Genomic DNA, 21,646 nt, shown 5'->3' with positions numbered 1-21,646 from the left:
TCGAACATGAAACTCGCAGGGATGGCGAGCAACCGCGGGCGGAACCTGTTGAATATCGCCGACCGCGCCCCCGGGGGCGCCGAGTTTTCGGTTATCCTGACGAACGACGCCGACGCGCCCGTCCTCGACGCGGCGGCCGAGCGAGAGATTCCGACCGAGGTCGTCGAGCGCGACGACGGCGAGGACCGCCGCGACCACGAGCGGCGGGTCCTCGACGCGCTGGGCGGCTACGACTTCGACCTGGTGACCCTGGACGGCTACATGCGCCTGCTGTCGGACACGTTCCTCGACGCGGCGCCGACGACGCTGAACGTCCACCCGTCCCTGCTGCCCGCCTTCCCCGGCATGGACGCGTGGGGCGACGCGCTCGACTACGGCGCGGACGTGGTCGGCTGCACCGTCCACGTCGTCACCAACGCCATCGACGACGACGGCGAGATCATCGAGGAAGAGGTCGACGGCGGCCCCGTCGTCACCCAGGAGCCGATCCCCGTCTACGAGGGCGACGACGCCGAGGACCTCAAAGACCGGGTGCTCTACGAGGGCGAGTTCAAGGCGTACCCGCGCGCAGTCAAGTGGTTCGCTGAGGACCGCGTGACCGTCGACTACGAGTCGAACCGCGTCTCCGTCGAGGGCAACACCGGCGGGGACCTCCCTGCACGGCTGTTCAGTTCCGAGGACCGCGCTGCCGACCTGCGCTACGGGGAGAACCCCCACCAGGACGCCGCCGTCTACGCGGACGCGACGGTCGACGAGGCCAGCGTCGTCGGCGCCGACCAGCTGAACGAGGGCGCCAAGGCGCTGTCGTACAACAACTACAACGACGCCGACGGCGCGCTGAACCTCATCAAGGAGTTCGACGAGCCGGCCGCGGCGGTCATCAAACACACCAACCCCGCGGGCTGTGCCACGGCCGACACCCTGGCTGACGCCTACGCGGACGCGCTGGCGACCGACCCCAAGAGCGCCTTCGGCGGCATCGTCGCCCTGAATCGCGAGTGCGACGAGGCGACCGCCGCACAGATCGTCGACTCGTTCAAGGAGGTCGTCGTCGCGCCGGGCTACACCGACGCCGCGCTGGAGACGCTGTTCGAGAAGGACAACCTCCGCGTGCTCGACGTGTCCGACAGCTTCGACGTGACGGAGACGACGACCGAGAAGAAGCTCGTCGGCGGCCGACTCGTCCAGGAGCGGGACACCCAGGCGCTCACGGCCGACGACCTGGAGGTCGTCACCGAGCGCGAGCCCACCGACGAGCAGGTCGAGGCGATGCTGTTCGCCTGGCAGACCATCAAGCACGTCAAGTCCAACGCCATCGTCTTCGCGAAAGGCACTGAGACCGTGGGCGTCGGCGCCGGGCAGGTCTCCCGCGTCGACGCGGTCGAGATCGCCGGGATGAAAGCGGAGAAGGACGCGGAGGGCAAGACGGCCGATGGCGCCGTCATGGCCTCGGACGCGTTCTTCCCGTTCCCGGACGGCATCGAGAAGGCCGCCGAAGCCGGGATCGAGGCGGTCATCCAGCCCGGCGGGTCGAAGAACGACGACATGGTGATCGAAGCCGCCGACGACCACGACATCGCGATGGTCATGACCGGCCAGCGCGCCTTCCGCCACGACTGACCGACCGCCTCGCGGTCGCCTCCTCCGCTCGGGACTCCGTCCCGAATCGGTTCGACGGCGTCTAGCGAGCGTGAATCGACTCGTTGCCTTGAACTGTCGGGGTCGAGTACGTCCGCCGTGCGCAGTCGACGAGCACGCCGCGGGCTGTCGCCGGTGATCGGGACGGTGTTGCTGGTCGCGATAGCCGTCCTGCTGGCGTCGGTCGCGGCCTACGTCGCGTTCGGCGCGACCGACCGCAACGAGCCCGCTCCGGAGGTGACGATGGAGCTCGAACCGTCCGACCGGCCGGCCGCCTACGAACTCGAACTCACGAACGGCGAGCGGCTGGACGGCGAGCGGGTCGAACTCCGCGGGGCGGCCGACGAGACCGCGCTGCGGAGTCGGGACCTCCTCGCGGGCGACAGCCTGACCGTCTTTCCGACCGACGAGCAACTCCAGCTAGTCTGGTTCGGCGAGCACGGGAGCAGCTACGTCCTCCGGGAGTTCGAGGTCGACCCGGAACTCCCGGAACCCGACGAAGGGTGTCCCTGGGTCGAAGACAAGCGAACGGACGGCAGTTCGTCGAGTACGGTCGGGAGCGTCGTCGAGTGCGATGTCGTGCTCCCGGACAGCGTCGACTTCGACCCGGGCGGTGTCGTGATCGGGAAAGTCCACAGCAGGAACAGCTACGTCTCCATCGACAACGGCGTGACCGCGGTCTACGGCCCTGTCGAAGCGGATCAATCGGTCGACGTCGACTCGTCGAACGTCACCGGGTCGGTCACGGCCGGGGACGATATCACCGCCGACGCCGCGCGGATCTGGGGCGACGTGCGCGGGACCGACGTGGATCTGGACAACACGGTCGTTCACGGTTCGGTCAGGAGCACGGGGCCGGTCAACCTCGACGGGACGACCGTTCGGGGACACGTCTACGCGGGAGGGACACTCAGCTGTACTGACGGCCCGACAATCAACGGTCAGTCCTGTTCGAGCTACACCCCGAAGGACCCCGACGACTACTGAGCGGTCGCGCCGGCCGCGGTCGGCGGTCGTCGGCGTCGCGGCGGGGCCGACCCGGTCGGTCTCTCCCCGATCGGTCGATTTACGGTCCGCTGGGGCGGCCGATCCGCCATGACCTACCGAGCGATCCAGGTCGGGACCGGCGGGCAGGGCGGCCGCTGGTGCGACACATTCCTGCCACCGAATATCGAGAAGGGACTGATAGATGTCGTCGCCGCCGTCGACGTGGACCCTGACGCACACGACAACGCCGTCGAACACCTCGGGCTCGATCCCGACGACTGCTACACCGACGCCCAGACCGCCTTCGCCGAGCACGACGCGGATTTCTGTACCGTCGTCACGCCGCCGTGGGCCCACGAGGAGGTCGTCGACGCCGCGGTCGACCACGACCTGGACGTCCTCTCGGAGAAACCCATCGCTGACACCCTGGAGGCGTCCGTTCGCATCGCCGAGAAGGTCGACCGCGCGGGCCTGAAGATGGGCGTGACGATGAGCCACCGCTTCGACCGCGACAAGACCACGATGCGCCGCCGTCTGCGCTCGGGCGAGCCCGGCCCGCTGGACTACCTCGTCGGCCGCTTTACCTGCAACGCCCGCACCTACGGCCGGTGGGGCGAGTTCCGCCACGAGATGGACAACCCCCTGCTCGTCGAGGGCGCAGTCCATCAACTGGACTACCTCGCGGACATGGCCGGCGCGAAGTGCGAGCGGCTCTACGCCGACACGTGGCTCCCCGAGTGGGCCGAGTACGAGGACGACGTGCAGGCCACCGTCCAGATGCGCTTCGAGAACGGCGTCCGCGCCACCTGGGAGGGCGCGAAGGCCAACGCGACCACCTTGAACGGCTGGGGCAGCGACTACCTCCGCGCGGAGTGTCGCGACGAGACGCTCGTCCTCGACGACCGCGAGATCGAGCGCTACCCCTACGAGCAGGAACGGGAGTCGGTCGTCGGCGCGACCGACGCCGAGGGCGAGCCGGTCCCGCTGGACGAACAGGAGGCGTGGGGCAACACCTGGCTGGTCGAGCAGTTCGTCGAGTGGCTCGACGGGGGCGAACCGATGGCGACCGACGTGGGGTCGAACCTCCAGTCGGTCGCGCTGGTCGAGGCGGCCATCGAGAGCAGCGAGCGCGACGAGGCCGTCGACCCGCAGGCGCTGCTCGCCGAGGCCCGCGAGTCCGTCGAACTCTGAGCGCGACACCGACTTTCGGACGGCGACCGCCGGACTGCATCCCGGCCGTGAGCCTTAGGTGCGCCCGCGTCGTGGACGGGATATGGAACTGACGCACTGGGCTCGCGACCACGTCCCGGCCGCGGCTGTGCTGACGGTCGCGTTCGCCGCGCTGTCGGCCGTCTCGCTCGCCGGCGCGACGGGGTGGCTCCTCCTCGCCGCGCTGGAGGCCGGCGCGGCGTCGACGCTCGGGACCTTCCTGCCCCTGTTCGCCCTCGGGACCGTCCTCGGCCTCCCGCTGACCGTCGCCGCCGCGGCCCTCGCAGTCGTCGGGGCGGTCGCGCGGGTCTCGACCGCCGCGTCGGCGAAGCGCCGCGCTGCGAGCACGCGCCTCGGACTGGTCGCCTCCCGGATCGAGCGGAACCCGCTTGCGCGCCTCCTGGGCGTCGCCGCCCTCGTCGAGGACCTCGACACCCGCTCGCCCGAGCGCCGGGCCGACGACCGGATCGAGCGCCTGAAGGATCGATACGTCGACGGCGGCCTCTCGGAGTGGGAACTCGAAGAGCGGACGCGGATGGTCCTCGACGAGGAGGGCGTCCACCGCGACCGCGTCTCAGCCGTCGACGACGAACTCCGCGCCGACGAGCACAACTGAGCAGACGCCGGGAGGAGAGCGGCGTCGCGCTCCGGGCTCGCGACGGCGGCTGAGCGCCCGGCTGCGAGGGACGACCGGCTACACCACGCAGTTATTTCCGGCCGCTGGCCCAACGGGGAGACATGGGACGAACGCTGCTGGGGATCGACCTCGACGAGTCGCCCGTCGGTGGGCTCATCGAGGGACTGCTCTCCGACGAGGACCTGGAGAAACTCACCGACGGCGGCCGCGACGTGGACGAACGCGACGCGACCGCGGCCGACACAGAGGCGGCGGCCGACGGAGACGACGACGTCGAGACCGAGGTCGGAACGGACCTGGTCGACGACGCGGTCGAACACGAGGGCGACGACGGGGACGGGGGAACCCGGTCGGAGTCCGGGTCGATCCCGGTGGGGACCAGCGGGGACAGCGAGGCGTGGGACTCGCCGAGCCCCGACGGACCCGAACCGGTGCCTTCGCCCGGCGCCGAGGACGTCGACGACGAGGACGGCGGCTGGAAGTCGAAGCTCCGGCCGATCCTGCTGAAGGCGACCGCGGCGCTGGCCGTCCTCGCCGTCGTCGCGTTCCTCGCCTATCGCTACCTCGGGAAGGCCAAGTCCGTCGCGAGCGACAAGCTCGGGAGCGACGACGGGGCCGACTCGCCGCCGACCACCGGCGCGGCTGCGGACGACGCCCCCGAGGCCCGCCGCCGGGCGAAGGCACCCGACCGCGACGAGCGCGAGGAGTTCGCCGACCGCCCCGTCGACGAGACGGTCGGCCACGCCGAGCGCGCGGCGTCGGCCGACGAGAGCGAAGCCGCCGAGGAGGGCAGCGAGGACGAGGAACCGGACACCGTCGGGCGGCCGGCCGCCGACTCGGACGTGGGCGCGCTGGTCGGGCTGGCCGCGCTCGCGCTGGTCGCCGCCGTCGTCCGGAAGTTCGGCGAGGACCGCGAGTACGACCCGCTCGTCGACGGGCCGGCCGACGACGGCGACGATGACTGAGGGCGACCGGAACGACGGCGGGACCGATGCCAGCGGCGACCGCGACAACCCCGACGGCGACCCGCTCGCCGGCCTCGCCGAGCGCGAGGGGTGGCACGTCGAGGGCGCGGCCGCCCGCGTCCACTACGAGGGCGAGGGCGACCGCTACGGGATCGAGTTCTACGCCCCGAGCGACTGCGTGCTCTACTGGAAGGTCCCGCCGGCCGAGGGCGGCGAGACGGCGGTCCCGGTGAGCCGCGAGAACGTCCCGCCGCCGCTGCGCGAGCGCATCCGGATGGACCTCGACGCCGCCGGTATCGACCCCGAGATCGAGCGGCGGTCGCTGTAGTGTGGCGCCCGCGCTACAGGCGCTCGGTTCCGTGTCGACCGTGTCGACGGTCACGTCCCGGAGACTTCGCAGTTCGTTAGGCTAAAGCGCGCCCGTCCGGAACCGGGAGGCATGGAGTTTCACGAGGCGGCGGACTTTCTCTTCGATCTGCGACGGTTCGCGCCGCGGCCGGGCCTGGACCCGACCCGGGACCTGCTCGGCCACCTCGGCGACCCCCACGAGCGACTCGCCTGTGTCCAGGTCGCGGGGTCGAACGGCAAGGGCAGCACCGCCCGGATGGTCGAGCGGGCACTGCGGGAGGCCGGCCTCTCGGTCGGGCTGTACACCTCGCCGCACCTCGACGACGTGCGCGAGCGGGTCCGCGTCGACGGCCGGCCGATGACCGAGTCGGCGGTGACCGAGTTCGTCGAGTCGTTCCGCGAGTACGCGACCGACCGGGCGACCGACGGCGACTCGCCGACCTTCTTCGAGACGCTCACCGCGATGGCGCTGTGGGAGTTCGACCGCCAGGACGTGGACGTGGCCGTCCTCGAAGTCGGCATCGGCGGGACGCTCGACGCCACGAGCGTCGTCGACCCGATCGCCAGCGCCGTCACCGCGGTCACGCTGGAACACACTGACCTGCTCGGCGACACGGTCGCGGAGATCGCCCGCGACAAGTCGGGGGTCGCCCCCGCCGACGCGCCGCTCGTGACCGCGACGACCGGCGACGCGCTCGCCGCGATCCGCGAGGAGGTCGACGACGTGATCACGGTCGCGGACGCCGACTGGACCGGGCCCGACGACCCCGACATCGTGGTCGAGTACGGCGGTCGCGACGGGCTGGAGGGGGCGGTGACGGTCGAGGGGATCGGCACCGTCGCCGGTGGGGACGACAGCGACGGAGCGGACAGTGGGACCGACGCCGACGGCGACGCGTGGACCGTCGACACGCACCTTCCACTGCTGGGCGCTCACCAGGCGCGCAACGCTGGGGTCGCGGCGGCGCTCGTCCGGCGGGTGGCCGACCATCTTGGGACCGACGTGGCGACCGAGGCGGTCGAGCGGGGGTTCCGCAACGCCCACTGGCCGGGGCGGTTCGAGGTGATGGACCGGGAGCCGCTTGTCGTCCTCGACGGCGCGCACAACCCCGGCGGCTGCGAGACGACCGCGGAGGTGCTAGGGACGTTCGACTACGACGAGGCCCACCTCGTCGTCGGCGCGATGACCGACAAGGACCACCGCGGGATCGCCGCGGCGTTTTCCGACGCCGACCTCGGCCGGGTCGTCGCCTGCCGGCCCGACCACGACCGCGCCGAGTCCGCCGAGGTGGTCGCCCGCGCGTTCGAGGCGGAGACCGACGCGGACGTGACCACCCACGAGCCGGTCGCGGACGCGCTCGACCGCGCGCTCGACGCCGCCGGCCCGGACGACGCAGTCGTCGTCTCCGGGTCGCTGTACGCCGTCGCCGAGGCGCGCACCCGCTGGTCGCGGCCCACCGTCCCGCTCGACGTGGACTCGGTAGCCGACGCCGAGGCCGCGCTGGAGCGGGCGCACGTCCCGGCGGACGACGCGAGCGACGCAGCGGGCGACGCCGTCCACCGCGTCCTGCGGACGAGGCTCCGCCCGCGCCGCGCCCGCCGTCTGCAGTCCGAACTGCGGGCGCTGGGTGGCGAGGTGGCGCTGTCGGCGCTGGCCGACCAGGACGAGGAGCGCGTCGAAACGGTGGCGATGGCGACCCGCGACCAGTTCGAGCGCCTCGCCGACGCGCTCGCCGACCGCTCGGACGACCTGACGCCGCTGGCCGGCGAGATCCGGACCGCGATCGACGCCGCCCCGACGCCGAACGGGGCGACGCCGACGCCCGACGCCGAGCGGACGGCCGCCGAGCGCGGCTACCCGTGGGCCGACGGCACCGCGGTCATGGGCATCCTCAACATCACGCCCGACAGCTTCCACGACGGCGGCGAGTACAACACCGTCGCCGACGCCCGCGAGCGCGCCGAGCGGATGGTCGAGGCCGGCGTCGAGATCCTCGACATCGGCGGCGAGTCGACGCGGCCGGGCGGCGAGGTCGTCCCCGCCGACGAGGAGATCGAACGCGTCGTCCCCGTCATCGAGGAGATAGCCGACCTCGACGCGATGATATCTATCGACACGCGCAAGGCCGAGGTGGCCCGCGCCGCGCTCGACGCCGGCGCGGACCTGCTGAACGACGTGTCCGGGCTCGAAGACCCGGAGATGCGGCTGGTCGCCGCCGAGCGCGACGTGCCCGTGGTCGTCATGCACAGCATCGAGGCGCCGGTCGACCCGACAACGAGCGTCGAGTACGACGACGTGGTCGACGACGTTATCGACTACCTCGCCGAGCGCGTCCTGCTGGCGGAGAAGGCCGGGCTCGACCGCTCGCAGATCCTCGTCGACCCCGGGCTGGGCTTCGGCAAGTCCGCCGCCGAGAGCTTCGAACTCCTGGGTCGGCTGGACGAACTCGCGGCGCTGGGCTGTCCGGTGCTGGTCGGCCACTCCCGGAAGTCGATGTTCGAACTCACCGAGGGCGGCCGCGAGGGCGCGCTCGACGAGACGGTCGCCGGGACGGCGCTGGCCGCCGAGCGCGGCGCCGACGTGATCCGCGTCCACGACGCCCACGAGAACGTCGCCGCCGTCCGCGTCGCGCGGGCCGCCGCCGACCCCGAGCGGTTCGACGAGGAATGAGCGACGAACGCGACCTCGACGAGTGGGCGAGCGCCGTGATGTCGGGCTACGACGGCGTCGCCGCGGCGTACGACGACGACCGCGATCCGGCCCACGAGGCCGCTCTCGTCGAGTCGCTGGCCGCCGACCTCCCCGGAGACGCCCGCGTCCTCGACGCCGGCTGCGGCGGCGGTCGAGCCGTGCTGGAGGCGCTCGCCAGCGAGTACGACGCCGTGGGCGTCGACCTCTCGCCGGAACAGCTGGCGCTGGCCCGCGAGCGCGCCCCCGCGGCGGCGCTCGCCCGCGGCGACCTCACTCGGTTGCCGATCACCGACGGCGCGGTCGACGCGGTGACGGCGCTACACTCGGTGATCCACGTGCCGCGCGAGCACCACGAGCGGGCGTTCGCGGAGTTCGCCCGCGTCCTCCGGCCCGGCGGTCACCTCCTGCTGACGACCGGCGTCGGCGAGTGGGAGGGGCGCAACGACGACTGGCTCGACAGCGGCGCCGCCATGCAGTGGAGCTTCCACGGCCGCGAGCGGAGCCTCGAACTGCTCGACTCGGCCGGGTTCGACGTGACGGAGGAGGTCGTCCGCGACGACGAACTCGGCGGCGGCGAGTGGCTGTTCGTCCGCGCCCGGTTCCGGCCCTGACGGCGGCCGCTCAGTTCAGCGTCGGCCGGTCGACGACCGGGAATCGGTGCCCACAGCGCGGACATTCGACGAGTCGCTCCCCGTCGGCAGCGACCGCCTCGAACGAGCGAGCGAGGCCGGTCTTCCCGCAGTCGGGACACCGGCGGAGGAAGGGCGGTATCATCGGCAGTCCCGTCGGGATAGGTCGTCGAGCCCCAAGGCTCCGTCGCCGGACCGCGGTGGGGGACCGGGTGGCAGTCTACAGCAGACCGTAGTCGGCCTGGAGGTCCCGGTAGGTCTGCAGGTAGCGTTCGAGGACGGCGTCGTGGTCGAACTCGGCGTACTCCTCGTCGACGGTCAGCCGCTCGAACCCGCCGGCGTCGACGATGGCGTCGGCGATCTGCTGGGGGTCGGTCGCGCGGAAGCTGCGCTCGACCTCCTCGATGAGCTCGTGGGCGCTGGACTCGGCCTGGTACTCGACGATGCCGACGCAGCCGCAGGCCAGCGCCCACAGCAGTTCCGTCGCGAAGTACTCCCGGTAGGCCGTCTGGACGAACGCGTGAGCGCCCCTGTAGTAGGCGACCCGCTCCGCGCGGTCGCAGGCGCCGGCGAAGGTCACCCGGTCGTCGATGCGCAGGTCACGGACCTGCCGCTCGTAGCCCTCCCGTTCCGGCCCGTCGCCGACGACCGTCGCCGACCAGTCGCGGTCGCGCAGCTCGGCGAGCCCGAGCAGGAGGCTCTCCAGGTTGGCGCTCCCGTCGAGCGGGTGGGCGTAGACCACGTCGACCTCCTCGGCGGGGTCGGTGTCCCTGACGGTCCCCATGTCGATGCTCTCGGGGACGACCTGCGCGGCCTCGGCGGTCGCGCCGCGTTCGCGGACGCGCGTGCGGACCATCTCCGAGGGGCTGACCACCGCGTCCGGGAGGGTGGCGGCGCGGTCGGCGAACCGCGAGCCGTCGACGGACTCGTCGCCGAACCACTCGGCGACGAGCGGCGCGCGGGCCAGCGTCCCCCCGAGGCTCGCGGCGAGGACGCCCACGGGCGGGTCGGGCCGGACGTGGACCACGTCGGGGTCGTAGAGCGCGAGCAGCGCGGGTAGTCGGAGGGCGAAGGAAGTGAGCGCGGGCGAGATGGTGACGCCGCGGTAGGTGACGCCGTCGCGCTCGACCGTCTCCTCGTCGCCCTCCCAGAACTGGGCGCAGAAGACGGTCACGTCGTGGCCGCGGGCGGCGAGGTGGCGTGCGACGCGTTCGAACCGGCGGGCGCCTTCGGTGTCGCGATAGTGAGTCGTCTCCATCGAGACGAACGCGACGCGCATACGACCGAGGTGGGTGGCGGGTATCAAAAATCCCCGCGATCCCTCGGGAGGAGACGGGTAAGGCGGCCGTACCGTCGCGGTCACGACGGCCCGCCGCCGAAGTAAGTCGCACCTACCGTGCAACAACGTTTATCGCCGCGATCGGGGATCGGAGCGGGTGTGAACCGACGGGCGTTCCTCGCGAGCGCCGGGGTGGCGCTGTCGCTCAGCGCCGCCGGGCGCCGTGTCGCGAACGAACCGGATCCGGTCGTCGTCCGCGTCTGGTTCAGCGAGTCCGCGGTAACGCACGACGCGCTCGAGGACAGGGTCGAGGGGTATCTCGGCGGCGCGCTGGCGGACGCGCTCGGCGCCGTCGAAATCGAGTTCGCGGGGTCGACGGTCGCGCTGCCCCACGAGGGCGGGAAGGCGTCGCTCGCGACGGACTGGCCGATGACGGTCGCGGAGGGGACGGTCGGGATGGCCGACGTCGACCCCGTCGGCGGCGTGAACCTGCTCGTCACCGACGGCGACCCGCGGAAGCAACCGGCGGGGTACGCGCGCCCGCACGTCGCCGCCGCGACCGGCGGGGCGTACATCGCTCGAATGCCGCCCGCCGAGGAGGCTCCGGCGGTCGTCCCCTACTCGGTCCCGGCCGCGGCGACGCAACTGCTCCTCCACGAGGTCGGCCACGCCCTCGGCGCCACGCACGCCCACGGGACGGCCCGCCGCGAGGGCGACGCGCTCGTCGCGAGCCCCATGGTCGGTAGCTACCTCTGGGCGTCCGAGCGGGTCCGCGAGGCACAGCTCGCCGACGGGAGCGCCTGCGGCGGCGCGTACCCGAGCGACGACGGGGCGTCCGAGCGGCGACTCGGTCTGCGCTACGCCGACTGCGCTACGCGTGCGCTACGGTGACGAAAAAAGCGGCGAGCGGTCGGTCAAAACTTCAACTCGCGGCGTCAGTCTCGGTCTCGGTGTCGTCCCCGACGACGCCGTCGTCGGTCTCGGTCTCGTCGCCGATGACGCCGCCCTCGTCGGTGGGCGTTCCGTTCTCGGTCTCAGTTTCGTCGCCGAGGCCGTCTTCCTCGGTCTCGGTTTCGTCGCCGAGGCCGTCTTCCTCAGTTTCGGTCTCGTCGCCGAGGCCGTCTTCCTCAGTTTCGGTCTCGTCACCGAGGCCGTCTTCCTCAGTTTCGGTCTCGTCGCCGAGACCGTCGTCGCCCTCGGTCTCGGTGTCCATCAGGCCGTCGCCTTCGGTCTCGGTTTCGTCGCCGATCGCGTCGCCGTCGTCTTCGCCGATGTCGGCCGTGTCGGTTCCGGCGCCCGGGCCGGGGCCCCCGCAGCCGGCGAGGGCGACCAGGGCGACGATACAGACTGTCGCGAGTGTGCGGTACATTGCGTGTTGCCCAAAGGGAGTGCGCTGTTTGGTTATTGGCGGACATTCGAGGAAGGGACGCAACGTTTCCTCCGTTGTGTCCGTCCCACGGAGGTCAAACGCCCACTTACCGACTCGGTCTCTCACGCTTACCGGCGCCAGCGGTCCGGGGACGCTGTCCCGGAGCGCCCGGGCGCGCCGAGCGGCCGCGCTCGGCGCGCCCGGAAGGACTTTCTCCGTGCCACCGCTTGCCCGGGGTATGTACGACCTCGACCGGTATCTCAACGTGCGGAGCGCCCACGGCGCCTCGTTCGCACCGGACGGGACGCTGTCCTTCCTGCTCGACGCCACGGGCACCCCGCAGGTCTGGACGCTCGACGGCCCCCGCGAGTGGCCCGTCCAGCGGACCTTCTTCGAGGAGCGGGTCACCTTCGCCTCGTGGTCGCCCGAGCGCCGGGAACTCGCGTTCGGCATGGACGAGGGCGGCAACGAGCGCGCCCAGCTCTACCGCCTCGACGCCGACGACGGGACGATCACGAACCTCACCGACCGCCCCGACGCCAAACACCGCTGGGGCGGGTGGTCCCACGACGGCGACCGCGTCGCGTTCGCCGCCAACCGCCGCGACGAGTCGGTCTTCGACGTGTACGTCCAGGGCCGGACCGAAACGGGCGACGACGCCGACCTCGTCCACGAGGGCGACGGCTGGCTGTCGGTCGGCGGCTGGGCGCCCGCCGACGACCGCCTGCTCGTCTCGAAGGCCCACTGGAACTTCGACCAGGATCTGTACGTCCTCGACGTCGACTCCGGCGAGCGCCGACACCTCACGCCCCACGACGGCGACGTGCGGTTCACGAGCGCCCAGTGGGGCCCCGACGGCGACGCCATCTACCTGACCACCGACTACGAGTCGGACACGAAGTACCTCGCCCGGCTCGACCTGACAGCGGTCGGCGACGACCCCGACGGGTCCGACCTCGCGGCGGCGCTCGATGTCGTCGCCGACGGCGGCGACTGGAACGTCGGCGGCGTGGCGCTGGACGACGAGACCGGCCGGCTCGTCTACTCGCGCAACGTCGACGGCTACACCGACCTCACGGTGGGCGAACTCGTCGGCCACACCGATATCGACGAGTTCCCCGCGCCGGACCTGCCGGGCGGGGTCGCCGGCGGCGTCGCCTTCGACGACGACGCCGAGCGGTTCGCGCTCTCGGCGACGGGCCGGACCGAGAACACGAACGTCTACGTCGTCGACGTGGAATCGGGCGAGGTCGAGCGCTGGACCGACGCCTCGACCGCGGGCATCCCGAAGTCCTCGTTCGTCGAACCCGAACTCGTCCGCTACCCCACGTTCGACACCCGGGAGATCCCCGGGTTCTTCTCGCTTCCGGACGACTGGGAGCCCGGTCAGACTCCCGTGATCGTCGACATCCACGGCGGGCCGGAGAGCCAGCGCCGCCCCTCCTTTACCGGGCTCACGCAGTACTTCCTCTCCCGGGGGTACGCCGTCTTCGAGCCGAACGTCCGCGGGTCGACGGGGTACGGCCGCGAGTACACCCACCTCGACGACGTGGAGAAGCGGATGGACTCCGTCGCCGACGTCGAGGCGGCCGTCGAGTGGCTGACGGATCACGAAGCGATCGATCCCGACCGCGTGGTCGCGATGGGCGGCTCCTACGGCGGGTTCATGGTGCTGGCGGCGCTGACGGAGTACCCCGACCTGTGGGCCGCCGGCGTCGACGTCGTGGGGATCGCCAACTTCGTCACGTTCCTGGAGAACACCGGCCCGTGGCGCCGCGAGCTGCGGGAGGCCGAGTACGGATCGCTCGACGAGGACCGCGAGTTCCTCGAATCGGTCTCCCCGATCAACAACGTCGAGGCCATCGCGGCGCCGCTGTTCGTCCTCCACGGCGCCAACGACCCCCGCGTCCCCCTCGGCGAGGCCGAACAGATCGCGGAGAAGGCCGCCGAACAGGGCGTCCCAGTCGAGAAGCTCGTCTTCGACGACGAGGGCCACGGCATCACCAAGCGCGAGAACCGGATCGAGGCCTACACCGCCGTCGTCGACTTCCTCGACGAACACGTCTGAGCGATGGGTGAGGACCAGCGGGTGCCGACCGGCGACCTCCCCGAGCGCTCCCGCGAGCGCGTCGCCGGCTGGCTGGCCGACCTGCGCGACCGCTACGACGGCTTCGAGCGCGTCGAGAAGCAGTGGGAGCTCGCCCCCGAGGCCTACGAGCGCGACCGCGAGCGGATCGCCGCTGGCGCGAACGGCGGCGCCGGGGTCTGGGTCACGAACGACGCCGGCGAGGTACTGCTCGTCCGCGACGAGGGCGACGACGGGTGGGCCGACCCCGGCGGGAAGCGGGAGGCCGGGGAGTCCTTCGAGGCAGCCGCGCGGCGGGAACTGCGCGAGGAGACCGCCGTCGAGGCGACGATCACGGGCGTCCGCGAGGCGCACGTCCTCGAACTCGTCGACCGGACGGACCACGAGCGACCGGCGCTGGCCAGCCTCATCGTTGTCTTCGACGGGGAGTACGCGGGCAGCGAGCCGCGCCCGCGGGAGGGTGAGATCGCCGCCGTCGAGTGGGCCGCGGAGCCGCCGGAGACGGTGCTGTACCCCGAGGTCGCCGACCGGCCGTATCCCGCGAGCGAGTGACCGCGGGCGTCTGACGAGTGACCGCAGGCGGCCGGGGAGTGACCGCAGGCGGTCAGCCGACCCGCCCACGGGCCCTGAACGAAGGGACGGGTTTATCTGGGTCCCGCCGCAGATGCGGACGATGTCCGTCGCCGAGGTCTCCCGGGACAGGGTGGAGGAGCGGCTGGTCGCGCTGGAGGACGAGTACGGCGGGTTCCCGATCAACCAGACGACGCTCGCCGTGCCAAGCGACGCCTACGAGCGGGCGGGCGAGCGCTGCGAGCGCGGCATCGTCGACGCGTACGTCCAGCTGTACAACGACAGCGACGACGTGCTGCTGGTCGAGCGCGACGGCGAGTGGGTCGTCCCCCACGGCGAACCGGCCACGAGCGAGCGGGTGGTCCCGGGGACCGAGGCCGCGGTCCGGGAGGCCACCGGCGTCGGTTGCTCGCTGACCGACCTCACGCGCGTGACGATCCTCGGCGTCCGCGACGAGGACCACCCCGACCGCCCGCCGGTCTACCGGCTGGTCGCCGTCTTCGTCGCCGAGGCGGACGAGTCGGGCTCGACCGACCGCGTCTCGGCCGTCGACGCGGCCGAGGGCCGCGGCGAACTGCGGGCCGACGCCGGCGACGACCGGACGCCGGAGGGCGTTCGCTGGCACCCCACCCTCCCCGACTCGGCCGTCCCCATGCACTGAAACCGTCCCGCTCGCATCGCTCCGGCCCGCTCGCACCGCTCCCCCGCGGTCGCACTGCTCCGCCCTGTTCCGCTCGCGCCGGTCGGTCGAGATCGCACTGCCCCGCCCCTCCACAGCGCCCGCCCCACCGGAACACTTACCGCGGCGCTGTCCCCTACGCCCGGTAGTGGCAGCCATCGAGACCGACGGGCTCGCGAAGCGCTACGGGTCGGTCGCCGCCGTCGAGGGGCTGGACCTGACCGTCGATCGGGGGACTATCTACGGCTTCCTCGGTCCCAACGGCGCCGGCAAGACGACCACGATGCGGCTACTGACCGGGCTGACCCGCCCCAGCGGCGGGACCGCGACCGTCGCCGGCGTCGACGTGCGCGACCGCGACCGACTCGGCGAGCGGATCGGCTACGTCCCCGACACGCCGCCGCTGTACGAGAAGCTCACCGCCCGCGAGCAGCTCTCGGCGGTGGCCGACGTGCGCGGGCTCGACCCCGAGCGCGCCCGCGAGCGGGTCGGCGCCCTGTTCGACCGGTTCGGCCTGACCGCCGCCGACGACCGCATCGAGAGCTACTCGACGGGGATGAAACAGAAGACCAGCGTGATACAGGCCGTCGTCCACGAACCCGACGTGCTCTTCCTGGACGAGCCGACGAGCGGGCTCGACCCCAACGCCGCGCGGACGCTCAAGGAACTGCTCGTCGAACTGCGCGACGACGGGACCGCCGTCTTCCTCTCGACGCACGTGCTCTCGGTGGTCGACGAACTGGCCGACACCGTCGGCCTGCTCTCCGAGGGGCGGCTGCTCGCCGAGGACGACCCCGAGCGGCTGGTCGCCGACCGCGGCGGCGACACGCTGGAGGACGCCTTCGTCGAGCTGACGAGCGACGACGTGGCGGTCGGCCTGCGCGAGTCGCCATGACCGACCCGGCCGTCGTCGTCGCGCGGACCGCCCTGCGTCAGACCTACCGGCGGGTCCGCGAGTCGCGGCGGATGACCGGCTTCTTCCTCGTGATCCCGGTCTTCTTCGGGCTGCAGGTGTCCGGCCTCGTCGGCCCGGGCGCCTACGACCTGGGTCGGCGGTTCGCCGCCGGCGAGGTCGCGCCCGTCGTCGCCCGCCTCCGCGGGGCGTCGCTGGCGGGGCTCGTCCTGCTCGCGCTGATGGGGACGCTCGGCGCCGCCGGCGGCAACAGCGAGTGCAAGGACCGCTACGTGACCTTCCTGACGGCGACGAGCACCCGCGCGGTCGCCGTCGGGAGCGTCGTCCGACAGACCGCGGTCTGGACGGCGCTGTTCTGGCCGGTTGCGCTCGCCGGCGCGGTCGCGTTCGCCGTCGGCGCCGGCGAGCCGGTCGCGGCCGTCTCGCTGGTCGCCGGCAGCCTCTGTCTGTTCGTGGTCGCCGGCGTCGCGACGGCCCCGGTCGGCTTCGCCGCCCGGTGGGTGCTCGACGGCTACGGGCTCTCGAACGGCGCCCGGTTCGGCCTCGGCGTCGGCATGTTGGGCCTGTTCTACCTCGTCCTGTTCACCCGCGAGGCCGTCGGCGCCGCGCTGGAAGCGACCCCGCTGTCGTGGGCCGGCGACCTGCTACTGTTGACCGTCCCCGGCGCCGGCGCCTCACCTTACCTGGCCGGCGGGTTCCTCCTCGCCTCGGTCGGGGTCGTGTTCGCGTCGCTGGCCGCCACCGTCCGCCTCGCCGAGGCGGTCTGGTACGGCGACCGCGCGCTCGGTGGCGACGACGAGGAGGCCGACGACCCGCCGGCGAGCGCGACCCCCGTCAGGGACGTGCTCGCGTCGGTCGTCCCGCGCCCGACCGCGGCGCTCGTCGAGACCACCTGGCGCCGGACCAAGCGCACGCCGAAGGCCCTGTGGTACGTCTACCCCGCCCTCTTCGTCGGGCTCGTCACGGCCGAGCAACTGGTCTACAGCGGCCCCTTCTCCACCGCGATGTACGCGCCGGTCGTCGCCGTTACCGGCGCGCTGGCCGCCGGCAGCGGCTTCACGCTCAACCCGCTGGGCACCGAGGGCGACGCCCTGCCCGGCCTGCTGGCCGCCGGCGTCGCCGGCGAGACGTTCGTCCGCGCGAAGGCCTACGCCGTCGTCCTCCCGGCGTTGCCGCTTGTCGTCGGTGCCGCGCTGGGCACCGCTATCGGCGTCGGCGTCCCCTCGCCGCTGGTCGTCGCCGCCGTGGGCGTCTTCGCCGTCGCGCTGGCGGTCGCCGCGCCGCTGTGCTCGCTGGCCGTCGGCGTCCACTACCCGCCCGGCGACGAGGGCCTGCTCGGCGAGGACGTGCAGATCCCCAACAAGTCCGCCTCCGCGGCCTACACCCTCGGAATGGTCGCCGTCGCCGCGCCCGGGTTCGGCGCGCTCGGCTCCTACGCCCGGCCGAACCCGGCCGATCCGGCGGTCGTCGCCGCCGGCGTCTGCGCCACCGCCGTCCTCGCGGCCGTCGTCTCGTGGTGGGGCTACCGCCACGCCGTCGCGAAGGTCGACGCCTACTCCGTCGAGTGAGCGGCGACCGCGAACCGAAACCGACTCCCGTCGAGCGCGGGGCTCTTGGAACCATGACGGAGAACGCAGGCGGCGTCAGCGTCGAGGGACAGAACGCGGTGGTCATCGGCGGCACGAGCGGCATCGGGCTTGAGATCGCCCGCGCGTTCGCCCGCAACGGCGCCGACGTGGTCGCGACCAGCCGCTCGGAGGACTCGGTGGCCGAGGCCGCCGCGGAACTGCGCGACCTGGGCGCCGAGACGGTCGAGGTCACCTGCAACGTCCGCGACCCCGACTCGATCGCGAACCTCCGGGAGGCCACCGAGGAGGCGCTCGGCACCGTCGACACGCTCGTCACCTCCCAGGGCTCGGTCGCGACGACGCCGGTCACGGAGATGAGCGACGAGGAGTGGGGACAGGACATCGACGTGCTCCTGACCGGCGCCTTCCGCGCGATCCGCGAGTTCGGCGCCGCCATGGACGAGGGCAGCATCATCAACATCTCCTCGATGTCCGCCGAGCAGTCCCGCGAGGCCCGCCCGAGCTACGTCTCCGCGAAGGCCGGCCTGAACGGCCTCACCCGCGCGACCGCGGCGGACCTGGGTCCCGAGGTGCGGGTCAACGCCATCGCGCCCGGCTTCGTCAAGACGGAACTGGCCGGGCCGAAACTGGAGGACGGCTCGGAGTTCCGCGAGGGCGTCGACGAGCGGACGCCGATGGACCGCGTGGCGACCCCCGACGAGATCAGCGGCGCCGCGCTGTACCTCGCCAGCGACGCCGCCTCGTTCACGACCGGCGAGATCATCACCGTCGACGGCGGCTACGACCGCTCGTCCGTGTAGCGGGCGACGAGCCGACTCTCCCACGGCCCGCGTATTCAGGCCCCGCGGTCAAGCGCGTTCCCGCCCTCCTCGGACACGATGGTTCCCACGCCCAGTGCCGACACCCGCGTCCCGGCAGTCGGCCGAGCGGTCGCCGAACGTCTCGACGCCGACGGAGGGTCGCCGTGACCCCGCAGTTGAAACCCCTCGACGAGCAGGTGATGGTGATAACCGGTGCGACCTCGGGGAACGGCCTCGCGACGGCGCGGATGGCCGCCGACCGGGGCGCCTCGCTGGTGGTGGCCGCCCGCAGCGAGGACGCCCTCGACGAACTCGTCGACGAGATCACGGCGGACGGCGGCGACGCCGTCGCCGTCGTCGCGGACGTGAGCGACCGCGGCGACGTCGAGCGGATCGCGGCCGTCGCCGAGGACACCTACGGCGGGTTCGACACCTGGGTCAACAACGCCGGGAAGTTCATCTACGGCCGCCTCGACGAGACGCCGGTCGAGGACATGCGCGAACTGTTCGAGGTGAACGTCTGGGGCCTGCTCTACGGGTCGCTCGTCGCCGCCGAACACCTCCGGGACCGCGGCGGCGCCATCGTCAACGTCGGCAGCGTCACCTCCGAGCGCGCGCTCATCCTCCAGGGCGCCTACTCCGCCTCGAAACACGCCGTCAAGGGGTTCACCGAGGCGCTGCGGATGGAACTGGCGGAGGAGGGCGCGCCGGTCTCGGTGACGCTCGTCAAGCCCGCCGCCATCGACACGCCCTACCCCGAGCACGCGAAGAACTACACCGACAGCGAGGTGACCCTGCCGCCGCCCGTCTACGCGCCCGAGACCGTCGCCCGCTCTATATGTCACGCCGCAGAACACCCCGAGCGGGACGTCTACGTCGGCGGCGCCGCGAAGAACATGGCCCAGATGGAGCAGTACGTCCCGGGGCTGTTCGACACGGTCATGGAGAAACTGTTCGTCGGCCTCCAGAAGCGGGACCGGCCGCCGCGGCGCCAGTCCGGCAACGCCTTCGACCGGCCCAGCGGCGAACTCCGCGAGCGCGGCGACCACGAGGGCCACGTCGCCGAGCGCAGCCTCTACACCCGCGCCGCGACGAGCGGCCGGAAGGGGAAGGCCCTCGTCGCCCTCGGTGCCGCAGCGGCCCTCGGCTACGGAGTCTACCGGGCGATGCGAGGGAGCGAGGTGGACGCGGCGGCCGTATCGAGCGCGAAACTCGGGGCCGACGACCGCTCGGAGGTGCCGCCGGTCGGACGGGAGCGGTGAGCCGACGGCCGCGGTCGTTTCGCTGTCCCCGCCGGAACCCGCCCGATGCGTACCACGTACGTGCGACGCTATCTGTTTAGGCGTAGCCGATATACGCCGACGTGGCCGAGGGGGTAGTATGAGTCCCATGGACGGGAAGGCGCGATACGGCAACAGATCGCTCGTGTACGACGCGCTGGCCGACGAGCGACGGCGACTGGTCGTCCGCCTGCTGGACGACGCCGACGCGGCGCTGACGGTCGAGGAACTCGCCGAGCGGATGGTCGAGCGCGAGGGCGGCGGCTCCGGCGACCCCGGGAACGAGGCCGATATCGCGCGGCTCCGCACGTCGCTGTATCACGTCCACGTCCCGAAGCTCTCCGACGCCGGCGTCGTCCGGTTCTCCCCCGAACAGCGGCGCGTCCGGCTCACGGAGTCGGTCTCGCTCGACACCCTCGACATCCTCGGGTCGTAAGCCGGGTCCGCTCGGCCGCGTGAGTTGAGCGGGTGGTTCTGGTCGAATCGGCGTGGACGGAAGTCGAGTGAGAGCGACCACAGGACGCGGAGAGCGTCGCCGACGTCAGCCCCCTGCTCTGACGGCCCTCGGGATCGCAGGCGATCCCGAGACGACAACGCGCGCCGACGTGGACGGGTCCGCCGGTCTTCGCCGTCAGACCTAACTCGTCGCTGTCCGATCCACGGACGATGGCAGACGGCGCGCGACTGACGACGGTCGAGGACGTTCGCGAGGACGGATCGTTCCTGTTCACGGCGACCAACTCCTTCGACATGGAGGAGGAGGTCATCGTCGTGCCCTGCGACGAGGAGGTGGCGGCCGACGGCGGGGCGCCGGTCGACGGCGAGGGCGGCGTCGCGGCGTGGATCAACCGTTGCACCCACGAGGCCCAGCGGTTCGACACCGGCCGCGGGGTCCCCATGCGCGGCGGCGAGATCATCTGCCCCAAGCACGGTTCGATGTTCGACGCCTGCTCGGGGGAGTGCGACAACGGCGAGGCGGCGGGAACAACCCTACCCGACGTGGACGTGACCGTCGATGACGGCGACGTGTTCCTGACCGACGACGAGTACACGTTCGAACACGAGGGCGGCGTCGACGATGGCGACGACGGACCGAGTTCCACGTCACACGTCGGTTTCTGAGCGGCCCCTCGACCCGGATGTTCGCCCCAACGTTTTAACCCGAAGACAGGTCAAACATCAGTCAGCGATGCGACTGGCGAACGCGGTCACGGCGCCCGCGGCGGGCGTGGCCGTCGTCGTCGCGTTAGCGCCCGTGGTCCCGGTCGCGGCGACGCTGCTGGTCGGGGCGGTCGTCGCGATGGCGGTGACGCTCCGGGCGGCGACCCACCGCTACGGGCTCGTTGGCGCGCTGTACCTGCTGGGCGTCGGGGCCGCGGTTCTCGCGCTCGCGCGGTTCCCGTTCGTCTGGAACCGGACGCCCCTGTTCGCGCTGTGGGGGTTCGGCCTGCTGAGCCTCGCGATATTCTGCCTGCGGGTCGCGCTGGGCGTCGTCGGGCGGCGCGCGCTCGCGCTGGTCGTCGACGAGGGGGCCGACAGCGTGTGGGACGCGCTCTCGGCGTTCGGCGGCACCCTGGTGATCGCCTGGAGCGTGCTGACCGCCCACGAGAAGGCCGTGCGCTCGGCCGGCATCGGGATCGGCGTGTCGACGACGACGGTGCTCGACGCGCTGGGCTACGGGTTCCCGGTCCTCGCCGGGGTCCTCCGGCGCTACCGGTCGGTCACCGTCGCCGGCCAGGAGGTCGTCGTCCCGCTGTGGGCGGTTCGGAACGGCATCGACGCCACGACCGTCCTCTTCGTCGGCTGTCTCATCGTCGGTTTCCACACCGTCGGGACGCTGGCCGCGACCTGGCAGGCGGTGAAGGACACGACCGGCTACGCGACCGAGCGGGCGGGCGATTCAGTCGGGAACGATGCCGCCGCGGCCGGGAGCGGCGACCGTCCGCAAGGGGACGAATCTGGTTGAGAAAGCCGGC

21 protein-coding genes are annotated in these 21,646 nt (G+C 72.2%); 19 read left to right on the top strand and 2 right to left on the bottom strand.

Going from position 1 to position 21,646, the window contains the following annotated elements:
* The first annotated feature begins 6 nt into the window (after window positions 1-6).
* From purH to ACMGFI_RS09785, 8 genes are all read left to right on the top strand, one after another.
* The gene (gene purH / locus ACMGFI_RS09820) at window positions 7-1,620 is read left to right on the top strand and encodes a bifunctional phosphoribosylaminoimidazolecarboxamide formyltransferase/IMP cyclohydrolase (RefSeq protein ID WP_436909294.1); all 1,614 of its coding nucleotides are present in this window, start codon (window positions 7-9) and stop codon (window positions 1,618-1,620) included.
* Window positions 1,621-1,737: 117 nt separating this feature from the next.
* Entirely contained in the window at window positions 1,738-2,625 is an 888-nt protein-coding gene (locus ACMGFI_RS09815; RefSeq protein ID WP_436909293.1) for a type IV pilin domain-containing protein, read from the top strand.
* Window positions 2,626-2,733: 108 nt separating this feature from the next.
* Entirely contained in the window at window positions 2,734-3,816 is a 1,083-nt protein-coding gene (locus ACMGFI_RS09810) for a Gfo/Idh/MocA family protein (RefSeq protein ID WP_436909292.1), read from the top strand.
* An 82-nt stretch (window positions 3,817-3,898) separates the two neighbouring features.
* Window positions 3,899-4,450, top strand: a complete 552-nt coding sequence (locus tag ACMGFI_RS09805) for an SHOCT domain-containing protein (RefSeq protein WP_436909290.1) — start codon at window positions 3,899-3,901, stop codon at window positions 4,448-4,450.
* Window positions 4,451-4,572: 122 nt separating this feature from the next.
* Window positions 4,573-5,436 (top strand): hypothetical protein, encoded by an 864-nt coding sequence (locus tag ACMGFI_RS09800; RefSeq protein ID WP_436909289.1) that lies wholly within the window; start codon window positions 4,573-4,575, stop codon window positions 5,434-5,436.
* Window positions 5,429-5,764: a DUF7538 family protein gene (locus ACMGFI_RS09795; protein WP_436909288.1), complete on the top strand. Its 336-nt coding sequence runs from the start codon at window positions 5,429-5,431 to the stop codon at window positions 5,762-5,764. The genes ACMGFI_RS09800 and ACMGFI_RS09795 overlap by 8 nt, the downstream gene beginning before the upstream one ends.
* A 111-nt stretch (window positions 5,765-5,875) precedes the next feature.
* On the top strand, window positions 5,876-8,455 hold the full coding sequence (gene folP / locus ACMGFI_RS09790) for a dihydropteroate synthase (RefSeq protein ID WP_436909287.1): 2,580 nt from the start codon (window positions 5,876-5,878) through the stop codon (window positions 8,453-8,455).
* Window positions 8,452-9,087 carry a class I SAM-dependent methyltransferase gene (locus tag ACMGFI_RS09785; RefSeq protein ID WP_436909285.1) on the top strand — a complete coding sequence of 212 codons (636 nt, stop codon included), beginning with the start codon at window positions 8,452-8,454 and terminating at the stop codon, window positions 9,085-9,087. The genes folP and ACMGFI_RS09785 overlap by 4 nt, the downstream gene beginning before the upstream one ends.
* 238 nt (window positions 9,088-9,325) lie before the next feature.
* Here the strand turns inward: ACMGFI_RS09785 and ACMGFI_RS09780 are convergent, their stop codons facing one another.
* On the bottom strand, window positions 9,326-10,384 hold the full coding sequence (locus ACMGFI_RS09780) for a glycosyltransferase (RefSeq protein ID WP_436909283.1): 1,059 nt from the start codon (window positions 10,382-10,384) through the stop codon (window positions 9,326-9,328).
* A 159-nt stretch (window positions 10,385-10,543) separates the two neighbouring features.
* Between ACMGFI_RS09780 and ACMGFI_RS09775 the strand changes: the two genes are divergently transcribed.
* The gene (locus tag ACMGFI_RS09775) at window positions 10,544-11,275 is read left to right on the top strand and encodes a hypothetical protein (protein WP_436909281.1); all 732 of its coding nucleotides are present in this window, start codon (window positions 10,544-10,546) and stop codon (window positions 11,273-11,275) included.
* 31 nt (window positions 11,276-11,306) lie between these two features.
* Here the strand turns inward: ACMGFI_RS09775 and ACMGFI_RS09770 are convergent, their stop codons facing one another.
* Entirely contained in the window at window positions 11,307-11,753 is a 447-nt protein-coding gene (locus ACMGFI_RS09770; RefSeq protein ID WP_436909279.1) for a hypothetical protein, read from the bottom strand.
* Between the two features lie 238 nt (window positions 11,754-11,991).
* Here ACMGFI_RS09770 and ACMGFI_RS09765 point away from each other — a divergent pair, with 238 nt between their 5' ends.
* From ACMGFI_RS09765 to ACMGFI_RS09720, 10 genes are all read left to right on the top strand, one after another.
* Window positions 11,992-13,821: a S9 family peptidase gene (locus tag ACMGFI_RS09765; protein ID WP_436909277.1), complete on the top strand. Its 1,830-nt coding sequence runs from the start codon at window positions 11,992-11,994 to the stop codon at window positions 13,819-13,821.
* Between the two features lie 3 nt (window positions 13,822-13,824).
* Window positions 13,825-14,391, top strand: a complete 567-nt coding sequence (locus ACMGFI_RS09760; RefSeq protein ID WP_436909275.1) for an NUDIX hydrolase — start codon at window positions 13,825-13,827, stop codon at window positions 14,389-14,391.
* A 121-nt stretch (window positions 14,392-14,512) separates the two neighbouring features.
* Entirely contained in the window at window positions 14,513-15,070 is a 558-nt protein-coding gene (locus tag ACMGFI_RS09755; RefSeq protein WP_436909274.1) for a hypothetical protein, read from the top strand.
* Between the two features lie 166 nt (window positions 15,071-15,236).
* Entirely contained in the window at window positions 15,237-15,983 is a 747-nt protein-coding gene (locus ACMGFI_RS09750) for an ABC transporter ATP-binding protein (protein WP_436909272.1), read from the top strand.
* Window positions 15,980-17,569: a hypothetical protein gene (locus tag ACMGFI_RS09745; protein WP_436909270.1), complete on the top strand. Its 1,590-nt coding sequence runs from the start codon at window positions 15,980-15,982 to the stop codon at window positions 17,567-17,569. The genes ACMGFI_RS09750 and ACMGFI_RS09745 overlap by 4 nt, the downstream gene beginning before the upstream one ends.
* Before the next feature lie 53 nt (window positions 17,570-17,622).
* Window positions 17,623-18,390 carry an SDR family NAD(P)-dependent oxidoreductase gene (locus ACMGFI_RS09740; RefSeq protein ID WP_436909269.1) on the top strand — a complete coding sequence of 256 codons (768 nt, stop codon included), beginning with the start codon at window positions 17,623-17,625 and terminating at the stop codon, window positions 18,388-18,390.
* Between the two features lie 164 nt (window positions 18,391-18,554).
* Entirely contained in the window at window positions 18,555-19,652 is a 1,098-nt protein-coding gene (locus tag ACMGFI_RS09735) for an SDR family oxidoreductase (protein WP_436909267.1), read from the top strand.
* A gap of 118 nt (window positions 19,653-19,770) precedes the next feature.
* The gene (locus ACMGFI_RS09730) at window positions 19,771-20,106 is read left to right on the top strand and encodes a DUF7344 domain-containing protein (RefSeq protein WP_436909265.1); all 336 of its coding nucleotides are present in this window, start codon (window positions 19,771-19,773) and stop codon (window positions 20,104-20,106) included.
* Between the two features lie 230 nt (window positions 20,107-20,336).
* Window positions 20,337-20,792 (top strand): Rieske (2Fe-2S) protein, encoded by a 456-nt coding sequence (locus tag ACMGFI_RS09725; protein ID WP_436909263.1) that lies wholly within the window; start codon window positions 20,337-20,339, stop codon window positions 20,790-20,792.
* A gap of 67 nt (window positions 20,793-20,859) precedes the next feature.
* On the top strand, window positions 20,860-21,636 hold the full coding sequence (locus ACMGFI_RS09720; protein WP_436909261.1) for a hypothetical protein: 777 nt from the start codon (window positions 20,860-20,862) through the stop codon (window positions 21,634-21,636).
* The last annotated feature ends 10 nt before the right edge of the window (window positions 21,637-21,646 follow it).

Origin of the sequence: Halosimplex marinum (assembly GCF_051414075.1) — an archaeon.
GTDB classification, from domain to species: Archaea; Halobacteriota; Halobacteria; order Halobacteriales; family Haloarculaceae; genus Halosimplex; species Halosimplex marinum.
This window is presented reverse-complemented; position numbering and strand designations above follow the sequence as displayed.

Excerpts from the sequence above, each read along its gene's own strand:
- purH (WP_436909294.1), top strand. The coding sequence starts at position 7 with ATGAAACTCGCAGGGATGGCGAGCAACCGCGGGCGGAACCTGTTGAAT.
- ACMGFI_RS09810 (WP_436909292.1), top strand. The coding sequence starts at position 2,734 with ATGACCTACCGAGCGATCCAGGTCGGGACCGGCGGGCAGGGCGGCCGC.
- ACMGFI_RS09805 (WP_436909290.1), top strand. The coding sequence starts at position 3,899 with ATGGAACTGACGCACTGGGCTCGCGACCACGTCCCGGCCGCGGCTGTG.
- ACMGFI_RS09800 (WP_436909289.1), top strand. The coding sequence starts at position 4,573 with ATGGGACGAACGCTGCTGGGGATCGACCTCGACGAGTCGCCCGTCGGT.
- ACMGFI_RS09795 (WP_436909288.1), top strand. The coding sequence starts at position 5,429 with ATGACTGAGGGCGACCGGAACGACGGCGGGACCGATGCCAGCGGCGAC.
- folP (WP_436909287.1), top strand. The coding sequence starts at position 5,876 with ATGGAGTTTCACGAGGCGGCGGACTTTCTCTTCGATCTGCGACGGTTC.
- ACMGFI_RS09785 (WP_436909285.1), top strand. The coding sequence starts at position 8,452 with ATGAGCGACGAACGCGACCTCGACGAGTGGGCGAGCGCCGTGATGTCG.
- ACMGFI_RS09780 (WP_436909283.1), bottom strand. The coding sequence starts at position 10,384 with ATGCGCGTCGCGTTCGTCTCGATGGAGACGACTCACTATCGCGACACC.
- ACMGFI_RS09770 (WP_436909279.1), bottom strand. The coding sequence starts at position 11,753 with ATGTACCGCACACTCGCGACAGTCTGTATCGTCGCCCTGGTCGCCCTC.
- ACMGFI_RS09765 (WP_436909277.1), top strand. The coding sequence starts at position 11,992 with ATGTACGACCTCGACCGGTATCTCAACGTGCGGAGCGCCCACGGCGCC.
- ACMGFI_RS09760 (WP_436909275.1), top strand. The coding sequence starts at position 13,825 with ATGGGTGAGGACCAGCGGGTGCCGACCGGCGACCTCCCCGAGCGCTCC.
- ACMGFI_RS09755 (WP_436909274.1), top strand. The coding sequence starts at position 14,513 with ATGTCCGTCGCCGAGGTCTCCCGGGACAGGGTGGAGGAGCGGCTGGTC.
- ACMGFI_RS09745 (WP_436909270.1), top strand. The coding sequence starts at position 15,980 with ATGACCGACCCGGCCGTCGTCGTCGCGCGGACCGCCCTGCGTCAGACC.
- ACMGFI_RS09740 (WP_436909269.1), top strand. The coding sequence starts at position 17,623 with ATGACGGAGAACGCAGGCGGCGTCAGCGTCGAGGGACAGAACGCGGTG.
- ACMGFI_RS09730 (WP_436909265.1), top strand. The coding sequence starts at position 19,771 with ATGAGTCCCATGGACGGGAAGGCGCGATACGGCAACAGATCGCTCGTG.
- ACMGFI_RS09725 (WP_436909263.1), top strand. The coding sequence starts at position 20,337 with ATGGCAGACGGCGCGCGACTGACGACGGTCGAGGACGTTCGCGAGGAC.
- ACMGFI_RS09720 (WP_436909261.1), top strand. The coding sequence starts at position 20,860 with ATGCGACTGGCGAACGCGGTCACGGCGCCCGCGGCGGGCGTGGCCGTC.